At 69.0% G+C, this 20,387-nt stretch carries 14 protein-coding genes and 2 pseudogenes; 9 read left to right on the top strand and 7 right to left on the bottom strand.

Going from position 1 to position 20,387, the window contains the following annotated elements; all coding sequences use genetic code 11:
* Positions 1 to 128: 128 nt before the first annotated feature.
* The 4 genes from E4V01_RS08510 to E4V01_RS08495 all read right to left on the bottom strand — a co-directional run bounded on the left by E4V01_RS08510 (position 129) and on the right by E4V01_RS08495 (position 5,363).
* Complete coding sequence (locus E4V01_RS08510; protein ID WP_135298052.1) at positions 129 to 404, bottom strand: RNA-binding S4 domain-containing protein; 276 nt, start codon at positions 402 to 404, stop codon at positions 129 to 131.
* Between the two features lie 76 nt (positions 405 to 480).
* The gene (locus E4V01_RS08505; RefSeq protein WP_135298051.1) at positions 481 to 3,894 is read right to left on the bottom strand and encodes a helicase-related protein; all 3,414 of its coding nucleotides are present in this window, start codon (positions 3,892 to 3,894) and stop codon (positions 481 to 483) included.
* 86 nt (positions 3,895 to 3,980) lie between these two features.
* Positions 3,981 to 4,268 (bottom strand): hypothetical protein, encoded by a 288-nt coding sequence (locus E4V01_RS08500; protein WP_245517475.1) that lies wholly within the window; start codon positions 4,266 to 4,268, stop codon positions 3,981 to 3,983.
* A 198-nt stretch (positions 4,269 to 4,466) separates the two neighbouring features.
* Positions 4,467 to 5,363, bottom strand: a complete 897-nt coding sequence (locus E4V01_RS08495) for a DUF3108 domain-containing protein (protein ID WP_060771667.1) — start codon at positions 5,361 to 5,363, stop codon at positions 4,467 to 4,469.
* 264 nt (positions 5,364 to 5,627) lie between these two features.
* Here E4V01_RS08495 and E4V01_RS08490 point away from each other — a divergent pair, with 264 nt between their 5' ends.
* From E4V01_RS08490 to E4V01_RS26135, 3 genes and pseudogenes are all read left to right on the top strand, one after another.
* Positions 5,628 to 6,173 (top strand): heme NO-binding domain-containing protein, encoded by a 546-nt coding sequence (locus E4V01_RS08490; protein ID WP_135298060.1) that lies wholly within the window; start codon positions 5,628 to 5,630, stop codon positions 6,171 to 6,173.
* Positions 6,174 to 6,180: 7 nt separating this feature from the next.
* Positions 6,181 to 6,834, top strand: a pseudogene (locus E4V01_RS26140) (diguanylate cyclase domain-containing protein); the annotation flags it as partial.
* 121 nt (positions 6,835 to 6,955) lie between these two features.
* Positions 6,956 to 7,726: an EAL domain-containing protein gene (locus tag E4V01_RS26135; protein ID WP_245517474.1), complete on the top strand. Its 771-nt coding sequence runs from the start codon at positions 6,956 to 6,958 to the stop codon at positions 7,724 to 7,726.
* A gap of 95 nt (positions 7,727 to 7,821) precedes the next feature.
* Here the strand turns inward: E4V01_RS26135 and E4V01_RS08480 are convergent, their stop codons facing one another.
* The 3 genes and pseudogenes from E4V01_RS08480 to otsB form a co-directional block, all read right to left on the bottom strand.
* Entirely contained in the window at positions 7,822 to 8,823 is a 1,002-nt protein-coding gene (locus E4V01_RS08480; RefSeq protein ID WP_135298049.1) for a glucokinase, read from the bottom strand.
* 939 nt (positions 8,824 to 9,762) lie between these two features.
* Positions 9,763 to 10,024: pseudogene (locus tag E4V01_RS08475) on the bottom strand (IS110 family transposase); the annotation flags it as partial.
* 161 nt (positions 10,025 to 10,185) lie between these two features.
* Entirely contained in the window at positions 10,186 to 10,953 is a 768-nt protein-coding gene (gene otsB / locus E4V01_RS08470) for a trehalose-phosphatase (protein WP_060771672.1), read from the bottom strand.
* A gap of 86 nt (positions 10,954 to 11,039) precedes the next feature.
* Here otsB and E4V01_RS08465 point away from each other — a divergent pair, with 86 nt between their 5' ends.
* From E4V01_RS08465 to fdhF, 6 genes are all read left to right on the top strand, one after another.
* Entirely contained in the window at positions 11,040 to 11,534 is a 495-nt protein-coding gene (locus E4V01_RS08465; RefSeq protein ID WP_135298048.1) for a DUF427 domain-containing protein, read from the top strand.
* 72 nt (positions 11,535 to 11,606) lie between these two features.
* Positions 11,607 to 12,824: a serine hydrolase gene (locus E4V01_RS08460; protein ID WP_135298047.1), complete on the top strand. Its 1,218-nt coding sequence runs from the start codon at positions 11,607 to 11,609 to the stop codon at positions 12,822 to 12,824.
* Between the two features lie 219 nt (positions 12,825 to 13,043).
* Positions 13,044 to 14,972, top strand: coding sequence for a BCCT family transporter (locus tag E4V01_RS08455; RefSeq protein WP_371688514.1), 1,929 nt, complete (start codon positions 13,044 to 13,046; stop codon positions 14,970 to 14,972).
* Between the two features lie 455 nt (positions 14,973 to 15,427).
* Positions 15,428 to 15,901 carry a formate dehydrogenase subunit gamma gene (locus E4V01_RS08450; RefSeq protein WP_135298045.1) on the top strand — a complete coding sequence of 158 codons (474 nt, stop codon included), beginning with the start codon at positions 15,428 to 15,430 and terminating at the stop codon, positions 15,899 to 15,901.
* Positions 15,898 to 17,457 (top strand): NADH-quinone oxidoreductase subunit NuoF, encoded by a 1,560-nt coding sequence (locus E4V01_RS08445; RefSeq protein WP_060771677.1) that lies wholly within the window; start codon positions 15,898 to 15,900, stop codon positions 17,455 to 17,457. The genes E4V01_RS08450 and E4V01_RS08445 overlap by 4 nt, the downstream gene beginning before the upstream one ends.
* Before the next feature lie 12 nt (positions 17,458 to 17,469).
* Positions 17,470 to 20,322 carry a formate dehydrogenase subunit alpha gene (gene fdhF, locus E4V01_RS08440; protein ID WP_135298044.1) on the top strand — a complete coding sequence of 951 codons (2,853 nt, stop codon included), beginning with the start codon at positions 17,470 to 17,472 and terminating at the stop codon, positions 20,320 to 20,322.
* The last annotated feature ends 65 nt before the right edge of the window (positions 20,323 to 20,387 follow it).

Here is a 20,387-nt window from a genome sequence, read left to right as displayed (position 1 = left end):
GGCCATCGTGCAATCCTACCGCGGGACCGGCCATGAGCCGGGCGTAAAGGCGCGGACCGATTAGAGGCTTGTGCGACGATGATCAAGCGGCAGGTTTGCCGGGAGAGCGGATCGCGCCGAATGACGGGTCAGGAGGCGGCCTCGCCGACCGGTTCGTAAAGCCGCTGCGCCTCCGGGGCGCCGCCGCGGTGCTCGCCGAGATCGAGCACCCGCACCAGCATGGTCCCGTGGGGGGCGGCGACGGTGAGCACGTCGCCGCAATGGATGGCCTTGGCCGGCGCGTCGGCACGGATACCGTTCACGCGGACATGCCCGTCGCTCACCAGCCGCGCCGCCATCGAGCGGGTCCGCGCGAAGCGCGCGAACCACAGCCATTTGTCGAGGCGCTGGCGCCCCGCGCTCATCCGGCGGTCACGGCTGCCGGAACCGTCACGGCATCGGTGCGCCTTGAGACCGGCAACCGCTCGTCGGGCGGAAGCGTCAGCGCTTGCCCCCGTCCGATTCGAGCTTCGCCTTCAGCGCGGCGAGCGCTGCGAAGGGCGAATCGGGATCGGGCTGGCGCTCGCGGCGCGGCGGGCGCTGCTCCGCATTGGGGCGGCGGTTCTCGTCGCGGCGGTCGGGGCGGTTGCGGCCGCCCTGATGCTCCCGGCGAGGGCCGCCCTCGCCCTGGCCTTCCCGGCGGCTGTCGCCCCTGCCGTCGGCACGGGCCGGACGTCCGCCCTCCGGACGGTCCTCGCGGGGACGGCGCGGGCCGTCGCTACGACGACCCTCTTGGCGACCATCCTGTCGACCCTCTTGCCTTCCGTCCTGGCGCCCGTCCGGCCGTCCCTGGCCACGGCCGGGCCGCGGACCGGTGTGACGCTGCGGACGGTGCAGATGCCAGACCTCGACGGTCTCGGGCGCAGCCGGCTCGGCGGCAGCGGCGTCCGCCTCCGTGGAGGGCTCATCGGCCGGAATCGCCGAATCGGCCGCGTCCACCGCCTCGACCTCTCCGGTCGCCGCAGCCGCCTGCGCGGCGTCGGCGGTCTCGGCCGGCATCGGCGCGGCGGCTTCGGGAGCCGCGTCGGCCGTCTCGGCCTCGCTCGGTGCCGCTTCCTCGATCGGGTCAGCGGCTTCGACCGGTGCGTCGGCCGCCTCTTCCGAGGCGGGCTCGGCCTCGGCGGCGACCGTCTCGGCTTCGCCCCCGGCCTCGGACGTTGCCTCGGCAGGCGCCGTCTCGTCGCTCGGCTCGGCCGTGGCATCGACCTCGGTCGCGTCCTGCGAGGTCGCCTGAGCCGTCTCCTCGGCTGGCGTCTCCTCGCCCGATGTCGCCTCGGTCGCCGTCGCCTCGCTGGCGGTTTCTTGGACCGCCGTCTCCTGCGGCGCGGCCTCGACGGGGCGCGCGGCGGGCACGGTCGGTGCGGCGGCGACCAGCGGCACGGTGATGGCTGGGCCGGGACGGTTCTGCGCGACGTAGCCGAGGGACTTCAGGATCGAGGCGAAGTCCTCGCCCGAGCAGCCGACCAGCGAGGTCATGTTCACGGTCGCCACGAAGCCGTCGCCGTCCGCGGTGCCGGCCGGCGGCTCGCCCGGGGTCGTGCCGGGGCGGTAGGCGATGGCCGGGCGGATCAGGTCGGCGAGCCGCTCCAGGATATCGACGCGCACCGCCCGCTCGCCACAGACCCGGAAGCCGGCGGCGCGGTAGAGGCCCTTGGCGATGTTCGGATCGACCTTGATCGAGGTGCGGCCGGAACTGGCCAGATGCGCGATCTCGTCGAGGCCGGGCTGGTCGAGGCCGCCGTTCTTCAGCGCCCAGAGCTGGGCGGCGAGGGTGCGCGGGGCCGGCTTCAGCAGCGCGGGCAGGAAGATGTGGTAGGCGCCGAAGCGCACGCCGTGGCGGCGGAGATTCGCCCGCCCGTCCTGATCGAGGGTGCGCATCTCATGCGCCACCTTGGCCCGCTCCAGCACGCCGAGCGCCTCGACCACCTGGTAGCCGATGCCACGGGCGAGGCCCGTGAGGTCGGCCGCCGTCTCGATCTCCATCAGCGGCCCGAGCAGGCGCACGACGTGGGCGCGCAGCCATGCGGCCAGCCGCGTCTCGACCTTCTCGCGCGCGGCGCCGGACAGGCTGTCGTCGGCGATGAGGCGGATGCCAGGCTCGAACAGTTTGTCGCCCGGCGTCAGCTTGGCGACGGGATCGCCGGTCCAGCGGATGATGCCGTCGTGCGAGAGCACCAGCGCGGCGTCCGCGGCCGAGGCGAAGCGGTCGGCCCGCGCCTCGATCTCGCCGGCCAGCGCCTTGTCGGCGGCGGAGCGCAGGGTCTTGGCTTCGTGTCCCTCGGCCTGGGGGTCGGGCACGAATTGGAACCCGTGAAGACGGCCCACATGTTGACCCTCGACGGTGACGTCACCGCCGGAGGTGATTTCGGCTTCCAGCATCGTCTTCTCTCTCAAGCGCCGCATCAGGACGCTGGTGCGCCTATCGACGAAGCGGCTCGCGAGGCGCTCGTGCAGGGCGTCGGACAATCTGTCCTCTACCCGACGCGTCTCGCCCTGCCAATGCAGAGGATCGAGCAACCAGTCGGGCCTGTTTGCCACGAAGGTCCAGGTCCTCCCTTGCGCGATGCGCTGGGACAGGGCGTCGATGTCGCCGTCGGTGCGGTCGATCATCGCCACGTGGCGGGCGAACCAGTCGTTGGGGATGCGGCCCGCCATGCCGCGCATCAGGAAGCGGTAGAGCTGGGCCACGAGGTCGGCATGGGTCTGCGGATGGACCTTGCGATAGTCCGGCACACCGCAGGTGTCCCAGAGCCGGCGCACCGCCGCCGGGCCCTTGGCCATGTCGCGGATGTCGTCCTCGCGCATCAGGATTTCGAACGCCTGCTGGTCCTCGCCCATGGGCGCGCGGGTGAGGCCGGATTCGTGGGGATGTTCGTCGAGGCTCGCCTGCAGCCGTTCCAGCGAGGCGAATTCGAGGTCGGGGTTGCGCCATTGCAGCATGCGCACGGGTTCGAAGTCGTGCGTCTCCAGCGCCTCGATCATCTCCGGCTCGAAGGGCGGGCAGCGCCCCGTCGAGCCGTACGTGCCGTCGGCGATATGGCGTCCGGCGCGGCCGGCGATCTGGCCCATCTCGGCCGGGGACAGCTTGCGGAAGCGGGTGCCGTCGTATTTCCAGTTGGCGGCGAACGCCACGTGATCGACATCGAGGTTGAGCCCCATCCCGACCGCGTCGGTGGCGACGAGGTAATCGACGTCGCCCGATTGATAGAGTTCGACCTGGGCGTTGCGGGTGCGGGGCGAGAGCGCGCCGAGCACCACCGCCGCGCCGCCGCGCTGGCGCCGGATCAGCTCGGCGATGGCGTAGACCTCCTCGGCCGAGAAGGCGACGATCGCCGTGCGGTGCGGCAGCCGCGAGATCTTTTTTTCGCCCGCGAAGGTCAGGCTTGAGAGACGGGGGCGCGTCGTCGTCTGCACGCCGGGGATCAGCGCCTGCACCAGCGGCAGCATGGTCGAGGATCCGATCAGCAGCGTCTCCTCGCGGCCCCGCCGGTAGAGCAGGCGATCGGTGAAGACGTGGCCGCGGTCCATGTCGGCGGCGAGTTGGATCTCGTCGATCGCCACGAAGGCGACGTCGAGGTCGCGCGGCATCGCCTCGATGGTGCAGATCCAGTAGCGCGGCCGGTCCGGCTTGATCTTCTCCTCGCCGGTGATGAGGGCGACGTTCTCGGCGCCGACCTTGGCGACCACGCGCAGGTAGACTTCGCGGGCCAGGAGCCTGAGGGGCAGGCCGATCATGCCGGTCGGATGCAGAAGCATCCGCTCGATGGCCATGTGCGTCTTGCCCGTGTTGGTCGGGCCGAGCACCGCCGTGACCCCGCGCGCGCGGGCCTCGCGGTGAAGGGTGCGGAGCGTCATGCGGGGGCGGCGATCCCTACGGCGCTGAGGGCCGTCGGCGGAGCGGAGGGCAGCCGGGCGCTGGGCCCTGCATCGGAAGGCGGCCGCTAGCGGTACGGGGCGAGCCGCGGCGACCGTCCCTCATATGGGACGCCAGGGCCCTGCCCGCCAGCGGGGGCGCCGACGCCGGGATAGGCGTAGATGTCGATCCGGGGCTGCGGCTGCTGCGGCGTGAGGTCCGTGCAGAGGGTATCGGGCATCGCCGTGAGCGGGCCGCGGCGGGGGGCGCCGTGCTCGATCATCTGGGCGGTGGAGAACGCGTCGGGGCCGCAATCCGGCCCGGCCGTGAGGGGGCCGCCGGCCTGGGCGGCACCGGAGGAAAGAACAACCAGCACGATGCCGATGATTCGCAGATCGTTCCTGCGGCGTGGAGCGGCTGCGGACCGGCACATGGTTGAACCTCCCGACCGCATCGAAGCCTGCCCGATCCTTGCTCGATCCCGCCCGCACCCCTCACCTGAGGTGCCGTCGCGCCGGCCTCGAAGGATGAGGGCGTGAGCGGGATCGTTGCGCCGCATCCCGGTCCGAAAGCTTTAGCGCTGCGACAGGCTCGCATCGGCGACGGCGGCCGGTTGCGTCTCGCCGCCGCTGGCGGTCGCGGTGCCGGTCCGCGTCCAGCGGGTCGCCTCGATGATGTTGGTGCCGAGCGTGGTGCGCACGGCGATCCGCAGCGGCACCAGCACCCGGGTGCCCTCGACGGGTGCGAGCCAGACCGACATGTCGCGGTTGTCTTCCATGAACTTCACCCCCGGCCGGTCGGGCCGGTGGCCGGCGATGGCGACGTAGCGGGCGTTGCAGACCAGAACCGGCCCGCTGTAGCCGGGCTTTTCCACCTGCCGGGTCTCGCCGTAGCTCAAGACCACGTTGAAGCGGGTGGCGCCGTCGAAGACGGGAAGCGTGCGGTTACAGTTCTCGGGGTCGGTGAGGTCGGCGCGGGCGCGGGCCGGCATCATCAAGGCGCTCGCGGGATCGATCACGCCGCGCTTGGCCGCGGCGGTGACGGGCACCCGGTCGCCGGTATCGAGCAGCGGCGGGGTCACCTCGGCCTGGGTAACGTTGCCGTTGGCCAGCGCCATGCGCACGGCGATGCCCGAACTACTGGTACGGGTGGCGATCGAGAAGGCGCTCGGCAGCGGTGACGCGGCGATGCTGCCGGAGGACCGGGCCGAGCCCTGGCCGCCGGTGACCGCGCCGACGAGGCCTGTCAGCACCGCCGAGACATCCATGCGGTAGCGCGCGCCCTCGAAGGCCCCGGTGAGCTGGGCGTTGCCGATCGGAATACCGGCGAGGTTGACGCTGTAATCGACGGCGACGCCCGCGGGGGCCGCCTTGGCCCTGTGGGCCCGCGGCGCGGCCTGTGTCCCGGCCGGAAGGGCGAGCGCCCCGGCGAGAAGCAGGAGGTGGGCGCGAAGGATGGGCTTGGCGCGCATGGTCTGGACTCTGGGCGGCTCCACGCTCCCGCGCCGCTCGGGACGAGACGGCTGGGACGAGGAAGCTTAGCGCCTGCCATGGTTAACAGACCGTTCGGGCGGCGCCAGGGGGCTTTCGGCCGACGGTGCTCTCGGGCGAGCCGACGCACGCCCCACAACAGTCAAGGCACCAGCCTGACGGCAAACCGGTCGCTGCATGAACTTTAATGCGATCGTAACGCCTGTGGACGAGCATCTTTCATGGATCGGGCGCGGCGGGTTCGTATGAAGGGCGTCGTTTTTACGGAGTTCCTGGACTTCGTGTCCGGGGCGCTCGGTTCCGAGCTCGCCGACGACATCATCGATGACGCGGACGTCCCGAACGGCGGCGCTTACACGGCGGTCGGGACTTATCCGTATAGCGAGATGCAGGCCCTGGTGACCGCCCTGTCGCGCCGCACCGGCAGTTCCGTGCCGGACCTGCTGACGCTGTTCGGCCGGCATCTCTGCTTACGGTTCGTGGTGCGCTATCCCGAGTTCTTTACGGTGCAGACATCGCTGTTCGATTTCCTTGAAAGCGTCGACGCTTACATCCACCGCGAGGTTCACAAGCTGTACCCCGACGCCGAACTGCCGGTGTTCCGCCTCACCCGCCACGGCTCGGATGCGATCGATCTCGACTACGAGAGCTGCCGCCCTCTCGAAGCGCTGGCCGAGGGCATGATCCAGGGCGCGGCCGACCACTTCCGGCAGCCCGTCGCCGTCGCCAAGCTGAGGGTCGAGGACCCGGCCGGCCCCTTCGTGCGCTTCTCCATTAAGCACGCGGCCTGATGCCGTGATGCCGGGACCGAACGAAGGCCCGCCGGTCACGGCAAGCCCTGAAATCGACGAGCGCATCCGGCGCCTGGAGCGGCGCGTTGCCCGCGAGCGGAGTGCCCGCGCCGAGGCCGAGGCCCTCCTCGAAGCCAAGTCTCGCGAACTCTACGACCTCAACCAGCAACTCTTTCGCTTCGCCGCGGACCTGGAACTGCGGGTGGACGAACGCACGCGCGAACTGGCCCTGGCGCGCGAGCGCGCCGTGGCGCTGGCCGAGCGCGACCAGCTCACGGGTCTGGCCAACCGCACCCGCTTCGTCCGCGTCCTCGGCGCCGCCGTCGGCCGGGCCGGTCGCGGGACAGGCAGCGAGCGCTTCGCCCTGCTCCTGCTCGACCTCGACCGTTTCAAGGAGATCAACGACAGTCTGGGCCACGAGGCGGGAGACGTGTTCCTGCAGCATGTCGCCCGCCGCCTGAGCGGGGCCGTCGGCGAGGGGGCGGTGGCGGCGCGCCTGGGCGGCGACGAATTCGCGGCCATCGTTCCGCTCGGCCCCCGCAGCGATCTTGCCCGTCTCGGCGATGCCGTGGTGGCAGAGATCGGCCGGCCGGTCGCCTATCGCGGGCGGACGCTGGAGGCGTCCGCCTCGCTCGGGATCGCCGTCTTCCCCGACGATGCCGCGACGGGCCGCGACCTTCAGCGCTTCGCCGACATCGCCCTCTACCGCTCGAAGACGGCCCGGGCCGCCTGGACCCGGTTCGACGCGCGGATGGGCCGGGAGACCGAGGAGCGTCAGGCCCTTGGGGGCCGATCTCGGCGCGGCGATCCGCTCCGGCTCGATCGAGCCGTGGTTCCAGCCGATCGTCGACGGGGCGACCCACCGTCCCGTCGGAGCCGAGGCGCTGGCGCGATGGGTGCATCCGCGGCTCGGCTTCCTCGCCCCGGCCGCCTTTCTCGGTCTCGCCGAGGAGCGCGGACTGATGCAAGAACTGTTCGCAGGCATGATGCGCCGCGCCTGCCCGCCGGCGCGGGACTGGGTCCGGGCGGGGGCGATCCGCACCTTGTCGGTGAACCTCTCGCCAAGCCAGTTCAAGCTCGGCTCGGTCGCCGACGACGTCATCGCACTCCTCGACGAGCTCGACTTCCCGCCCGAGGCGCTGACCGTCGAAATCACCGAGGAGGTGCTGCTGAACGATCTCGATCGCGCACGGGTGCAGTTGGAGCGGCTCGCCGCCCACGGCGTGCGGATCGCGCTCGACGATTTCGGCGTCGGCTATTCCAACATCGGCTATCTCCGCCGACTGCCGATCCAGACGCTGAAGCTCGACCGGCTGCTCACCTTGGACGTGGCGCAGGAGCACGAGGCCCGCTGCATCCTCGGCGCGATCGTCCAGATCGCCCGCACCCTCGACCTGCGATTGGTGGCGGAGGGGGTGGAAGATCCCGGTCAGGCGCTCTGGCTCAGCCATCTCGGCTGCCGCCACCTCCAGGGCTACCTCTTCGGCCGGCCGATGCCGGCGGAGGCCTTTGCCGGCTATCTCGGCTTTGACGGGGCGCGGCGCATCGCCTGAGGCCAGCCGCGCCTGAGTGTCTCTCACAAAACGCCCGCCGCGCCGGCATCGCCAGAACGAGAACGGTCAGAGACCGGGCGTTTTGTGAGGCACTCTTACTTCTGCGGTGTCCAGGCATGCCCGTGATAGACGAAGCGTTCGCTCTCGCTCGCCAGGGCCGCGAGGCCGCTGAAGGCGGGGTCCTTCACGGTGATGACGCTGGTGGGGATGGTGCGCATCTGCTCGGCGAAGGGCGCTTTGCGCTCGAAGGCCTCGCGGAACGCGCCCTCCCGCAGGATGGAGACGATCCGCGGGGCGATGCCGCCGCCGATATACACTCCGCCGGTGGCAAGGAAGGTCAGCGCCAGATCCCCGCACACCCGGCCCAGGAGCTTGCCGAACAGTGCCAGCGCGGCATGCGCGTGCGGATCCTCGCCCGAGAGGCCGCTGCTCGTGATCTCGGCCGGGTCGCACAGCGAACCGTCGCCGCCCGCCCGCACCGCGCGGATCGCCGCGCAGAGCCGGGCGAGACCCGGACCGGAGAGCAGCGTCTCCACCGTGACCCGCCCCTCGACACGCTCGACCGCCGGCCAGATCTCGAACTCCTCCGCGTCGGTCGGCCCGAGATCGGTGTGGCCGGCCTCCGTCGAGACGATGGCGAGGCGGTCCTCGTAGGGGATCAGGGCGGCGGCGCCGAAACCGGTGCCCGGCCCGAGCACGAGGCGCGGCCCGCTCGCGTCACCGCAAGTCGGGCCGATCGGCGTGAGGTCGTCGGGCGCAATGCCGGCCGCGCCCGCGGCGACCGGCACGTAATCGTTGACGAGGGCGACCCGCGCGAGTCCGAAATCGCGGGCGATCGCGGCGGCGTCCACCAGCCAGTCGGCGTTGGTGAGCTGGACCGCCGGCGCATCGACCCGGCCCGCGATCGCCAGGATCGCCGAGCGCGGCGCGGGCCCGCCGCCCTGCGCCAGGGAGACCCGGATCGCAGCACTCGGATCGGGATGGCCGTGCGTCGCCTCGCGCGAGAGGAGACGGGGCGGCGCTCCCCGCGTTTCGATCAGGCCGAAGCGGGTATTGGTCCCGCCGATATCGCCGATCAGCACCGGGAATTCGAACATCCGCCTCTTGCCTCTCGTGGTGCTTTGTCGCGACCTTAACAGAGGGTTCTGTAACCAGCCCTCTGACGTCAAGCGGTGCCTCGCAGATCATCTGGCAGACTGCTTACACATTGTGCAGATAGCGAATATGCTAAAGTCCACGAGCGTGTGTGCCATAAAACTTATCCATGGCCCTACAGTGAGCCAGAGACCGCGGGCCTAGAAACTCAACGACTGTTTCAAAGTCAAAATCCCGATTGTCATCCGCATGCTGAAGGATTTCTAGAAATCCGGATCCCACTGCATCGCGATCTGGATGATTTTCGGCCAATGCCAGCTCACATATCTCAAACACTCGTCGCAGGGATTCTTGGTCGAGTGGGTTGGTTATAAGTGCCATTCCTAGAGATGAGGCCAGTATGGTACGCGGCGGCAGCTCGGGATGCCAGTGTAAATATTCTTCCTCGGCCGCACGCTTTAGGCTTGGCGCGACCTCTGCTATTGCGCGCAAGTGATCTGTGTCCATAATCGCTCCAAATTATGGCCGGCCATTCTCTAAGAAGAAAACTTCGAGCGCGGAAAGATGCTTGAATGGATTATCTCATAGGATTCTCTAATTTCGAAATGAATGATCCGACTTGGTTTCGCACCCACGGGACTCTTGGCTTCTGTCCGTGATCGGCACTGTGCCCACCACATGATCGCGTTCCGATGAGAGGCGAGCCCATATGCGACAGCGGACTTGGCTCAGAGGCCAGCACACCCGTCATTCCGGCTTCACCTCCCGCCCGTCCCCGTGAGGACGATCCTACGAGGCCGGGCGTATCCTGCCCCGATCCCTGCAGGTCGTGAGGTACCTATGTGGCGGTAGTGGCCGGAACCTCAACCGCGCTGAAGCGGAAGGTCGTGCCTTCCACCCCCAATCCGGTGCATCACCAACGCCATCTTGCGCGCCAGCGCCAGCGCCACCGTCGCGGCGCGAGCGTGGCGAGCATCCATGCACAAGACGTTGGGCACGCCGAGTTCGGTCATCTCCTCGCAGAGCCAGCGCGCCGGTCTTCAGGCCGATGCGAGCCAGCGGCAGGCCGAGGTCGCCGAGCCATGTCGCCAGCGTCTCCGATTCACTCGCGACCTTGGCCTCGCGGACGATCCTGCCGTACTCATCGACGACGCACACGGAGGTCTCGGTCAGCGAGACGTCGAGGCCGGTATAGTAGCGTATGAGCCTGCTCCCGGATGGTCGGTCGCGGGCTGATCCCCGGCAGATCGGATGGCACCTCGGGCAGCTTGCCACAATCCGCGACGCGGGGAAGGCTGGCGAAGGCCCGGTTCCCCGATCTGCGCCGGCCGTTCGGCAAGCGGTGAACGAAGCGGTGAACGATGTCAGGCGGCGGGCAGCGTGTCCGGGTCGATCGGCGCGCCCTCGGCCCAGGCGGTGATCAGCGCGCGCACATCCGCGGGCGTGGCGATGCGGCGGCCGGCCACGGTCTCTCCGTCGCCGATGCGCACGCTGAACCCGCCATCCGCGTTGACGGAGGCGAAGGCGATCTCGTCGGTGCGGTCGTCGCCGAGGAAGATCGCGCGCCGGCCGGTATAGGGTGCCGCTTCCAGGAAGGCGCGGATCGCGTGGCCCTTGGTGGCGTCGGCCGGCACGATCTCGCCGACCGCCTTGCCGAGCTGAAGCCGGTAGGCGGAGCCGAGATCGGCCGCCACCGCCTTCACGATGGTCTCGGCCGCCTGCGCATCGCCTGGCGTGGCGAGCCGCCAATGCACGGCGACCGAGGCGCCCTTGTCCTCGATCAGCACGGATTCGTAGCGGGCCGTCTCCGCGTGCAGCCGCTCGACGCCCGCGCGCAGGTCCGGATGATCCTCCGGCCGTCCGCCGCTCAGACGGCCGTCCACCCGGCGCTCGACGCCGTGCAGCCCGGCCACGTCGAATCGGGCAGGGCTCAGGAAGTCGTCGATCACCGTGACGGGCCGTCCGGTGACGATGGCGAGTGCCCCGCCGAGCCGCTCGCGCAGGCGCTCCAGGGCCGGCACGAGGCCGGGATCGACCTGCACCGCGTCGGGGCGCGGAGCGATCTCGACCAGGGTGCCGTCGAAATCGAGGAACAGCGCATAGTCTGCGGTTTGGCGTGCGGCTTCGCTCACGGCATCGTCCTTCTCTCGGGCTCTCGATGCGCTAGCATGAGGGCCGGTTGCGACAAACCAGTGATGCAACATCAACGGAGGCGCCCGTGCGGCCCATCCCCGTCCGCCCCGGTCCGGGGCAGGAAAGCGTCTGGGACTATCCCCGCCCGCCCCGGCTGGAGCCGGTGCCGGAGCGGCTGACCGTCATCCTCGGCGGCCGGACCATCGCCGCGACCACGGCCGGCTTCCGGGTGCTGGAGACGAGCCACCCGCCGACCTACTACGTTCCGCCCGGTGATATCGCCGAGGGCGTTCTCGGGCCTCCGCGCCGGGCCGGAATCTGCGAGTGGAAGGGCCGGGCCGTGCTGTTCGACGTGACGGGCGGCGGAGAACGGGCGCCGGGGGCGGCCTGGGCCTATCCCGACCCGACGCCGGGCTTCCGGCCCATCGCCGGCTACGTCGCCTTCTATGCCGGGCCGATGGATTCCTGCCTCGTCGGCGACGTGCGGGCCGAACCGCAGCCCGGCGGCTTCTACGGCGGTTGGATCACGCCGGGGCTCGTCGGCCCGTTCAAGGGTGGGCCCGGCACGATGGGCTGGTGAGGGTTTTCGGGCTGGCGCCGCCCTGTGCAAGGCCGCTAAACCGGCCGCGGACACGAACGTAAGGAGCCGCGCATGCAGGTCGAGACCGATCCCCGAGACGTCGGCCTCTGTCCCGACCGCCTCGAACGGATCGATGCCTGGATGCGGGGCTATGTCGAATCCGGGCGCCTCGCCGGCCTCTCGGTGAGCGTGCTACGGGGCGGCAAGACCGCCTTCTTCCGCGCCCACGGCCATGCCGACCTCGCGCGGGACAGGCCGTTTGCCGCCGACACCATCACCCGCATCTACTCGATGACGAAGCCGCTGACCTCGCTCGCGGTGCTGATGCTCTACGAGGAGGGCCGCTTCCAGCTCGACGATCCGGTCGCGCGCTTCCTGCCCGAATTCGCCGAGATGCGGGTGATGACCGGCGGCAACCGGGCCAAGATCGAGACCGAGCCGGCGCTCCGTGCCATCACGATCCGCGACCTCCTCACCCATACCAGCGGGTTGACCTACGGCTTCATGGAGGCGACCCTCGTCGACGCGCTCTACCGCCAGAACGAGATCGACTTTCAGACCTCGACCCTGCCGCTCGCCGACCTCGTGGCCAAGCTCGCGCAGCAGCCGCTGCTGGCCCAGCCGGGGGCGGAGTGGAACTACTCGGTCGCCACCGACGTCCTCGGCCATCTCGTGGCGGTGGTGTCGGGGATCGACTTTGCCGACTTCATGCGCACGCGCATCCTGCGCCCGCTCGGCATGGACGACACCGACTTCTTCGTGCCGGAGGAGAAGCACGGGCGCTTTGCGGCGAACTACGCCTTCGACCGCGCGGGCAAGCTGCGCCTCTACGACGACAGCGTCGGCAGCCGCTTCCTGGCGCCGCCGCCGCTGGCCTCGGGCGGGGGCGGGCTCGTCTCCACGGCCGCCGACTACCTGCGCTTCTGCCGGATGATCCTGAATCTCGGCGAACGCGACGGTGTGCGGCTCCTGGGCCGCAAGACCGTCGAACTCATGCTGATGAACCACCTGCCCGGCGATCTCGCCGCCATGGGCCAACCGCGCTTCGCCGAATCCTCCTATGCCGGCATCGGGTTCGGCCTCGGATTCTCGGTGATGCTCGATCCGGCCCGGGCCCAGATCCTCGGTACGCCGGGCGAGGTGTCCTGGGGCGGGGTGGCGAGCACCTCGTTCTGGATTGATCCGGACGAGGACATGGCGGTGCTGCTGCTCACCCAGCTCGTCCCCTCCTCCGCCCTGCCCCTCCGCCGGGAATTGCGGGTGCTGACCTACGCCGCCATCGAGAGCTGAAGGCTCTTCGCCGTCCCGGACGGGTCTCGGGAACGCAAGCGCGGCCATTAACATATGTCGATGTGCTTTTTGCCGGCATCGGAGCGGACCGCATCCGCTCCGATGCCGTGAGGCTGCCTGCGTCCGCCGCGACCGGATCGTTCGAAGACATCAAGGGAAGCCCGACCGGACATGAGCGATCTCACCGCGCAGAACTCTCTGGGCTCGAAAGGCCCGAGGATGCAGGTCAACCCACCGGTCTTCTTCATCTCGGCCGGGCTGACCCTGGCCTTCGCCGGCCTCAGCGCGCTGTTTCCCGCACAGGCCAAGTCGATCTTCGACACCCTGCAAGCGGGGATCGTGCACGAATTCGGCTGGTTCTACATCGCCGCCGTCGCCGGCTTCCTCGGCTTCGCGATCTTCCTGATGCTGAGCCGCTACGGCGACGTGAAGCTGGGGCCGGACGACAGCGAGCCCGATTACAGCTACCTGTCGTGGTTCGCGATGCTGTTCAGCGCCGGCATGGGCATCGGCCTGATCTTCTTCGGTGTGGCCGAGCCGCTCCAGCATTACGCCACGCCCCCCACGGGCGCGGGCAAGACCATCGAGGCCGCGCAGCGGGCGATGGTGCTGACCTTCTTCCATTGGGGCGTGCATGCCTGGGCGATCTACATCGTCGTGGGGCTGGCGCTGGCCTACTTCTCGTTCCGCCGTGGCTTGCCGCTCACGGTGCGCTCGGCCCTCCACCCCCTCATCGGCGACCGGATCAACGGTCCGATCGGGCACGCGATCGACATCTTCGCGGTGCTCGGCACGATCTTCGGCGTCGCGACCTCGCTCGGGCTCGGCGTGCTTCAGGTGAACGCCGGCTTCACCCACCTGTTCGGCTTGCCGAACAACGCGCTCGTGCAGATCGTCCTGATCGCCGCCATCACCGGCTGCGCCACGCTGTCGGTCGCCTCGGGGCTCGACCGGGGCGTGAAGGTCCTGTCCGAACTCAACATCATCCTCGCCGTCGTCCTGCTGGTCTTCGTGCTGGTCACCGGCTCGACGGTGTTCCTGCTCCAGGCCTTCGTCCAGAACGTCGGCGCCTATCTCGGCGCCGTGGTCGAGCGCACGCTCCAGACCTACGCCTACAGGCCCAACGAGTGGCTGGGCAGCTGGACGCTGTTCTACTGGGGCTGGTGGATCGCGTGGTCGCCCTTCGTCGGCATGTTCATCGCCCGCATCTCGCGTGGGCGAACCATCCGCGAATTCGTCACCGGCGTCCTGCTGGTGCCGGTGCTGTTCACCTTCTTCTGGATGACGGTGTTCGGCAACACGGCCATCGAGATGGACCGGTCCGGCGCCGTGGCGCTGACGGACATCGTCAAGGACAACATGCCCGTCACCCTGTTCGAGATGCTCGGGCACCTGCCGTTCGGCACCATCGCCTCGGGGCTGGCGACGCTGCTCGTGATCTTCTTCTTCGTCACCTCGGCGGATTCCGGGGCGCTGGTGATCGACATGATCACCTCGGGCGCGGCCGACAACCCGCCGCTCTGGCAGCGGGTGTTCTGGGCGATCAGCGGCGGCACCGTCGCCGCCGTCCTGCTGGTGGCGGGCGGGCTGGAGGCGCTCCAGACGGCGGCCATCGCCAGCGCCCTGCCCTTCTCCGTCGTGATGATCTTCATCTGCTACGGCCTGCTCCGCGCCCTCCAGATGGAGGGCCGCAGCGGTGGCCTCGATCTGTCCGCGGCCGCTGCCGCATCGGGCGGCCTGTCCTGGCAGGAGAGGCTGGCGGCCATCACCCATTCCTACCGGAAAGAGGATCTGAAGGCCTTCCTCGACGAGACGGTGGCGCCCGCCCTCGAAGCGGTGGCCGGGCAGATGCGCGAGAGCGGCTTGTCCCCCGAGGTGGTGCGGTCGGCCGAGCGCATCGATCTCATCGTTCCCTACGGCGACCGCGGCGCCTTCCGCTACGGCATCCGGGTGCGCGGGCTGCGGACGCCGAGCTTCGCCTGGGCCGAGAATCCGTCGTGGTCGTCGGACGAGCGGCACTATCGCGCCGTCGTCCAGACCTCCGAGGGCGACCGCCCGCACGATGTCACCGGCTATGGCCAGGAGCGGGTCATCGACGATCTCCTGAAGCGCTACGCGCAGTTCCGGGCGGTCCGGGGCGCGGCCTGAACCGACGGGTCCGATGGCCGAGGTCCGGTCCGTCGGTCCCGATCGGCATCGGTGCGGGGTGGGTCCCCACCGTGCCGCCCGCCTCGCAGCGCCGGGGAAACCGACGACCGCGACCCTCCGCGGGGTGCTTGAGACGCATATGGGGGCTGCGGGACGCTCACCGCCCCGGTTCGTCGTGCGTCGGCATTTCCAGCCCCGACGCCGCCCGTATCATCCGGCCGCAACGTCCGCACAAGCCGCTGATGCACACCGCGCCGAGCGACCCAAGCGTCCGGCGCGAGGAAAATTTCGCGTTGATTCAAAATAAATTTGAGATGGCATTGAGCGGATGACGCACTGCAAATGAGCCGTTTTGATCGAAAATTTTTGTCGATCCACGAGACTGCTTGATTGAACTTTAGTGCCGACCCTGTTTGGATCAAGCCTTAGAACAAAACCAAGTTGGGCAGGAAACGATGGTCAGTCCCGAGCCTTGGAACGCGACCCGCGCGGCTGCAATCGTCGCTGGGCTGCAATCCCTGGAAGGCGCGACTCTCCCTATATTGCATGCTCTGCAGGAGACATTCGGCTACGTCGACGCGCAGGCCGTGCCGATGATCGCCGACGCGCTGAACCTGTCGCGCGCCGAAGTGCATGGCTGCCTGACCTTCTATCACGACTTCCGGCGCGAACCGCCGTCCGGGCGCCACCACGTCAAGCTGTGCCGGGCCGAGGCCTGTCAGGCGATGGGCTCCGACCGGCTCCACGGCGAGATCCTCTCCCGCATGGGCTGCGACTGGCACGGTACCAGCGCCGACGGCGTGACCGTCGAGCCGGTCTACTGCCTCGGCCTGTGCGCCAACGCGCCCGCCGCCCTGGTCGATGACGAGCCGCTCGCTCGCCTCTCGGCCAAATCCCTCGACGCCGCCCTCAAGGAGGCCCGCGCGTGAGCATCACCCTCTACGTCCCGCAGGACGCGGTCGCCCTGGGGCTCGGCGCCAACCGCGTCGCCCGTGCAATCTTTGCTGGCGCCGAGCGGCGCGGTCTCGACGTGCGCATCGTCCGCACCGGCACCCGCGGCCTGCTCTGGCTCGAGCCGATGGTCGAGGTCGCCACGCCGGAGGGCCGCATCGCCTACGGCCCGGTGACCCCGGCCGATGTCGAGAGCCTGCTCGACGCGAACTTCGTCGAGGGCGGCGAGCATGCACTCCGCCTCGGAAAGCCGGAGGAAATTCCGTTCCTGGCCAAGCAGCATCGGCTGACCTTCCACCGCTGCGGCGTGGTCGATCCGGTTTCGGTCGAGGATTACCGGGCCCATGGCGGCTATCGCGGCCTGGAAGCCGCGCTGAAGCTCGATGCCGAGGGCGTCGTCGCCCAGGTGCGCGATTCGGGTCTGCGCGGGCGTGGCGGCGCCGGCTTCCCGGCGGGCATCAAGTGGAACACGGTGATGCTGGCCCAGTCGGACCAGAAATACGTGGTCTGCAACGCGGACGAAGGCGATTCCGGCACCTTCGCCGACCGGATCATGATGGAGGGCGACCCCTTCAACCTGATCGAGGGCATGACCATCGCCGCGGTCGCGACGGGTGCCACGCGGGGCTACATCTATTGCCGCTCGGAGTATCCTCAGGCGTTCCGGACGCTGCGCGACGCCATCGCCAACGGCGTGCGGGCGGGCGTGCTCGGCGACGACATCCTGGGGAGCGGCAAGAGCTTCCACCTCGAGGTTCGGCTGGGCGCCGGCGCCTATATCTGCGGCGAGGAGACCTCGCTGCTGGAGAGCCTTGAGGGCAAGCGCGGCATCGTCCGGGCCAAGCCGCCGATCCCGGCGCTGAAGGGCTTTCTCGGCAAGCCGACGCTCGTCAACAACGTGATGACCTTCACGGCCGTGCCCTACATCCTGGAGCACGGTGCCAAGGCTTATGCCGAGTACGGTATGGGCCGCTCGCTCGGCACCCTGCCGATCCAGCTCGCCGGCAACATCCGGCAGGGCGGCCTGATCGAGTACGCCTTCGGCATCACCATCCGTCAGGTGATCGAGGATTTCGGCGGCGGCACGGCCTCGGGCCGGCCGGTCCGGGCGGTGCAGGTCGGCGGTCCGCTCGGGGCCTACTTCCCCGACGATCTGCTCGACACGCCGCTGGATTACGAGGCGATGGCGGCCAAGAAGGGCCTCGTCGGCCACGGCGGCATCGTCGTGTTCGACGACACGGTGGATATGGCCAGGCAGGCGCGTTTCGCCTTCGAGTTCTGCGCCACCGAATCCTGCGGCAAGTGCACCCCCTGCCGCGTCGGCGCCACCCGCGGCGTCGAGACCATGGACAAGGTCATCTCCGGCATCCGCCCGGAGGCTAATCTCAAGCTCGTCGCCGATCTCTGCGAGATCATGACCGACGGCTCGCTCTGCGCCATGGGCGGCCTGACGCCCATGCCCGTGATGAGCGCCATCACCAACTTCCCCGAGGACTTTCGGCGCGCGGGCGATCTGCCCGTCGCGGCCGAGTGAGGAGGCCGTCGCATGACCCTCATCAAGGAAATCGACTACGGCACGCCAATCCGGCTCAACGAGCAGACGGTGACGCTGACCATCGACGGAGAGAGCGTGACGGTGCCCGCGGGCACCTCGGTCATGGCCGCCGCGATGCATATGGGCACCAAGATCCCGAAGCTCTGCGCCACGGATTCGCTGGAGCCGTTCGGCTCCTGCCGCATGTGCCTCGTGGAGATCGACGGCCGCCGCGGCACGCCCGCCTCCTGCACCACACCGGCCGAGAACGGCATGGTCGTGCACACCCAGACCGACAAGCTGCATCGCCTGCGCAAGGGCGTGATGGAGCTCTACATCTCCGACCACCCGCTCGACTGCTTGACCTGCGCCGCCAACGGCGATTGCGAGCTGCAAGATACTGCAGGTCAGGTCGGCCTGCGCGAGGTCCGCTACGGCTATGACGGCGACAATCACGTCAAGCCGGCCTCCGACCGCTACCTGCCCAAGGACGAGTCGAACCCCTACTTCACCTACGACCCGTCGAAGTGCATCGTCTGCAATCGCTGCGTCCGCGCCTGCGAGGAGACACAGGGCACCTTCGCACTGACCATCGAGGGCCGCGGCTTCGACAGTCGCGTGGCGGCGGGCCCGACCAACTTCATGCAGTCCGAATGCGTGTCCTGCGGCGCCTGCGTCCAGGCCTGCCCGACCGCGACGCTGCAGGAGAAGACGATCCACGAGTTCGGCCAGCCGGACCATTCCGAGGTCACGACCTGCGCCTATTGCGGCGTCGGCTGCGCCTTCAAGGCCGAGATGCAGGGCGACAAGGTCGTCCGCATGGTGCCCTACAAGGGCGGCAAGGCCAACGAAGGCCATTCCTGCGTCAAGGGCCGCTTCGCCTACGGCTACGCCACCCACAAGGACCGCATCACCAAGCCGATGATCCGCGAGAAGATCACGGATCCGTGGCGCGAGGTGTCGTGGGAGGAGGCGATCAACCACGCCGCCTCCGAGTTCAAGCGCATCCAGGCGACCTACGGCCGCGACTCGGTCGGCGGCATCACCTCGTCGCGCTGCACCAACGAGGAGGCCTACCTCGTCCAGAAGCTCGTGCGCGCTGCCTTCGGCAACAACAACGTCGATACCTGCGCCCGCGTCTGCCACTCGCCGACCGGCTACGGCCTGATGTCGACGCTCGGCACCTCCGCCGGCACGCAGGACTTCAAGTCGGTCGAGGAATCCGACGTGATCCTCGTCATCGGCGCCAACCCGACCGACGGCCACCCCGTCTTCGGCTCGCGGATGAAGAAGCGGCTGCGTGAAGGCGCCCGCCTCATCGTCGCCGATCCGCGCAAGATCGATCTGGTGAAGTCGCCCCACATCCGGGCCGACCATCACCTGCCGCTCAAGCCCGGTTCCAACGTCGCCTTCATCAACGCGTTTGCCCATGTCATCGTCACGGAAGGGCTGATCGCCGAGGACTATGTCCGCGAGCGCTGCGATCTGGCCGAGTTCGAGTCCTGGGCCCGGTTCATCGCCGAGGAGCGCAACTCGCCCGAGGCCGCGCAGGCGATCACCGGCGTCGATCCGCAGGAGATCCGCGCGGCGGCCCGGCTCTACGCCACCGGCGGCAAGGCCGCGATCTACTACGGGCTCGGCGTGACCGAGCACAGCCAGGGCTCGACCATGGTGATGGGCATGGCCAACATCGCCATGGCCACCGGAAATATCGGCATGGTGGGCGCCGGCGTGAACCCGCTGCGCGGCCAGAACAACGTGCAGGGCTCCTGCGACATGGGCTCGTTCCCGCACGAGCTGCCGGGCTACCGCCACGTCTCGGACGACGCCACCCGCGAGAGCTTCGAGGCGATCTGGGGGGCCAAGCTCGACAACGCGCCGGGCCTGCGCATCACCAACATGCTGGACGAGGCCGTCGGCGGCACCTTCAAGGGCATGTACATCCAGGGCGAGGACATCGCGCAGTCCGACCCCGACACCCATCACGTCACCTCCGGCCTCAAGGCCATGGAGTGCATCGTGATCCAGGATCTGTTCCTGAACGAGACCGCCAAGTACGCCCACGTCTTCCTGCCGGGCGCCTCCTTCCTCGAGAAGGACGGCACCTTCACCAACGCCGAGCGCCGCATCTCCCGCGTGCGCAAGGTGATGGCTCCGATGGGCGGCTACGGTGATTGGGAGGGCACGGTGCTGCTCGCCAACGCGCTGGGCTACAAGATGGAGTACACCCACCCGTCCGAGATCATGGACGAGATCGCGGCGCTCACCCCGAGCTTCGCCGGCGTCTCCTACGACAAGCTGGACGAGTTGGGCTCGATCCAGTGGCCCTGCAACGAGAAGGCGCCGCTCGGTACGCCGATGATGCACGTCGACCGGTTCGTGCGCGGCAAGGGCCGCTTCATGATCACGGAATACGTGCCCACCGACGAGCGGACCACGGGCAAGTTCCCGCTGATCCTCACCACGGGCCGCATCCTCTCGCAGTACAATGTCGGCGCGCAGACGCGGCGGACCGAGAACTCCCGCTGGCACGAAGAGGACGTGCTGGAGATCCACCCCTTCGACGCCGAGATGCGCGGCATCGTCGATGGCGACTTGGTGGCGTTGGAGAGCAGATCCGGTGATATCGCCCTGAAGGCCAAGGTGACCGAGCGGATGCAGCCGGGGATCGTCTACACGACCTTCCACCACGCCAAGACCGGCGCCAACGTCATCACCACCGACTACTCGGACTGGGCGACCAACTGCCCCGAATACAAGGTGACGGCGGTGCAGGTGCGGCGCACGAACCGGCCCTCCGACTGGCAAGCGAAGTTCTACGAGGAGGACTTCTCGCTGACGCGCATCGCCGAAGCGGCGGAATAGTCTTCCGACGGGGCGGGCTTTCGCCCGCCCCCCAGACGTCCGATCCTGTCCCTCATCCTGAGGTG

The sequence above is a fragment of the Methylorubrum sp. Q1 genome, from assembly GCF_004683995.1.
Classification (GTDB): Bacteria; Pseudomonadota; Alphaproteobacteria; order Rhizobiales; family Beijerinckiaceae; genus Methylobacterium.
Note: the sequence above shows the minus strand (reverse complement) of the source record. Positions and strands in the feature narration are given on the sequence as shown.

What these genes read in the sequence shown, in the direction of transcription:
- E4V01_RS08495 (WP_060771667.1), bottom strand. Translation starts at nt 5,363, where the DNA reads ATGCGCGCCAAGCCCATCCTTCGCGCCCACCTCCTGCTTCTCGCCGGG.
- E4V01_RS08450 (WP_135298045.1), top strand. Translation starts at nt 15,428, where the DNA reads ATGGTCAGTCCCGAGCCTTGGAACGCGACCCGCGCGGCTGCAATCGTC.
- E4V01_RS08510 (WP_135298052.1), bottom strand. Translation starts at nt 404, where the DNA reads ATGAGCGCGGGGCGCCAGCGCCTCGACAAATGGCTGTGGTTCGCGCGC.
- E4V01_RS08490 (WP_135298060.1), top strand. Translation starts at nt 5,628, where the DNA reads ATGAAGGGCGTCGTTTTTACGGAGTTCCTGGACTTCGTGTCCGGGGCG.
- E4V01_RS08505 (WP_135298051.1), bottom strand. Translation starts at nt 3,894, where the DNA reads ATGACGCTCCGCACCCTTCACCGCGAGGCCCGCGCGCGCGGGGTCACG.
- E4V01_RS08455 (WP_371688514.1), top strand. Translation starts at nt 13,044, where the DNA reads ATGCAGGTCAACCCACCGGTCTTCTTCATCTCGGCCGGGCTGACCCTG.
- E4V01_RS08460 (WP_135298047.1), top strand. Translation starts at nt 11,607, where the DNA reads ATGCAGGTCGAGACCGATCCCCGAGACGTCGGCCTCTGTCCCGACCGC.
- E4V01_RS08480 (WP_135298049.1), bottom strand. Translation starts at nt 8,823, where the DNA reads ATGTTCGAATTCCCGGTGCTGATCGGCGATATCGGCGGGACCAATACC.
- fdhF (WP_135298044.1), top strand. Translation starts at nt 17,470, where the DNA reads ATGACCCTCATCAAGGAAATCGACTACGGCACGCCAATCCGGCTCAAC.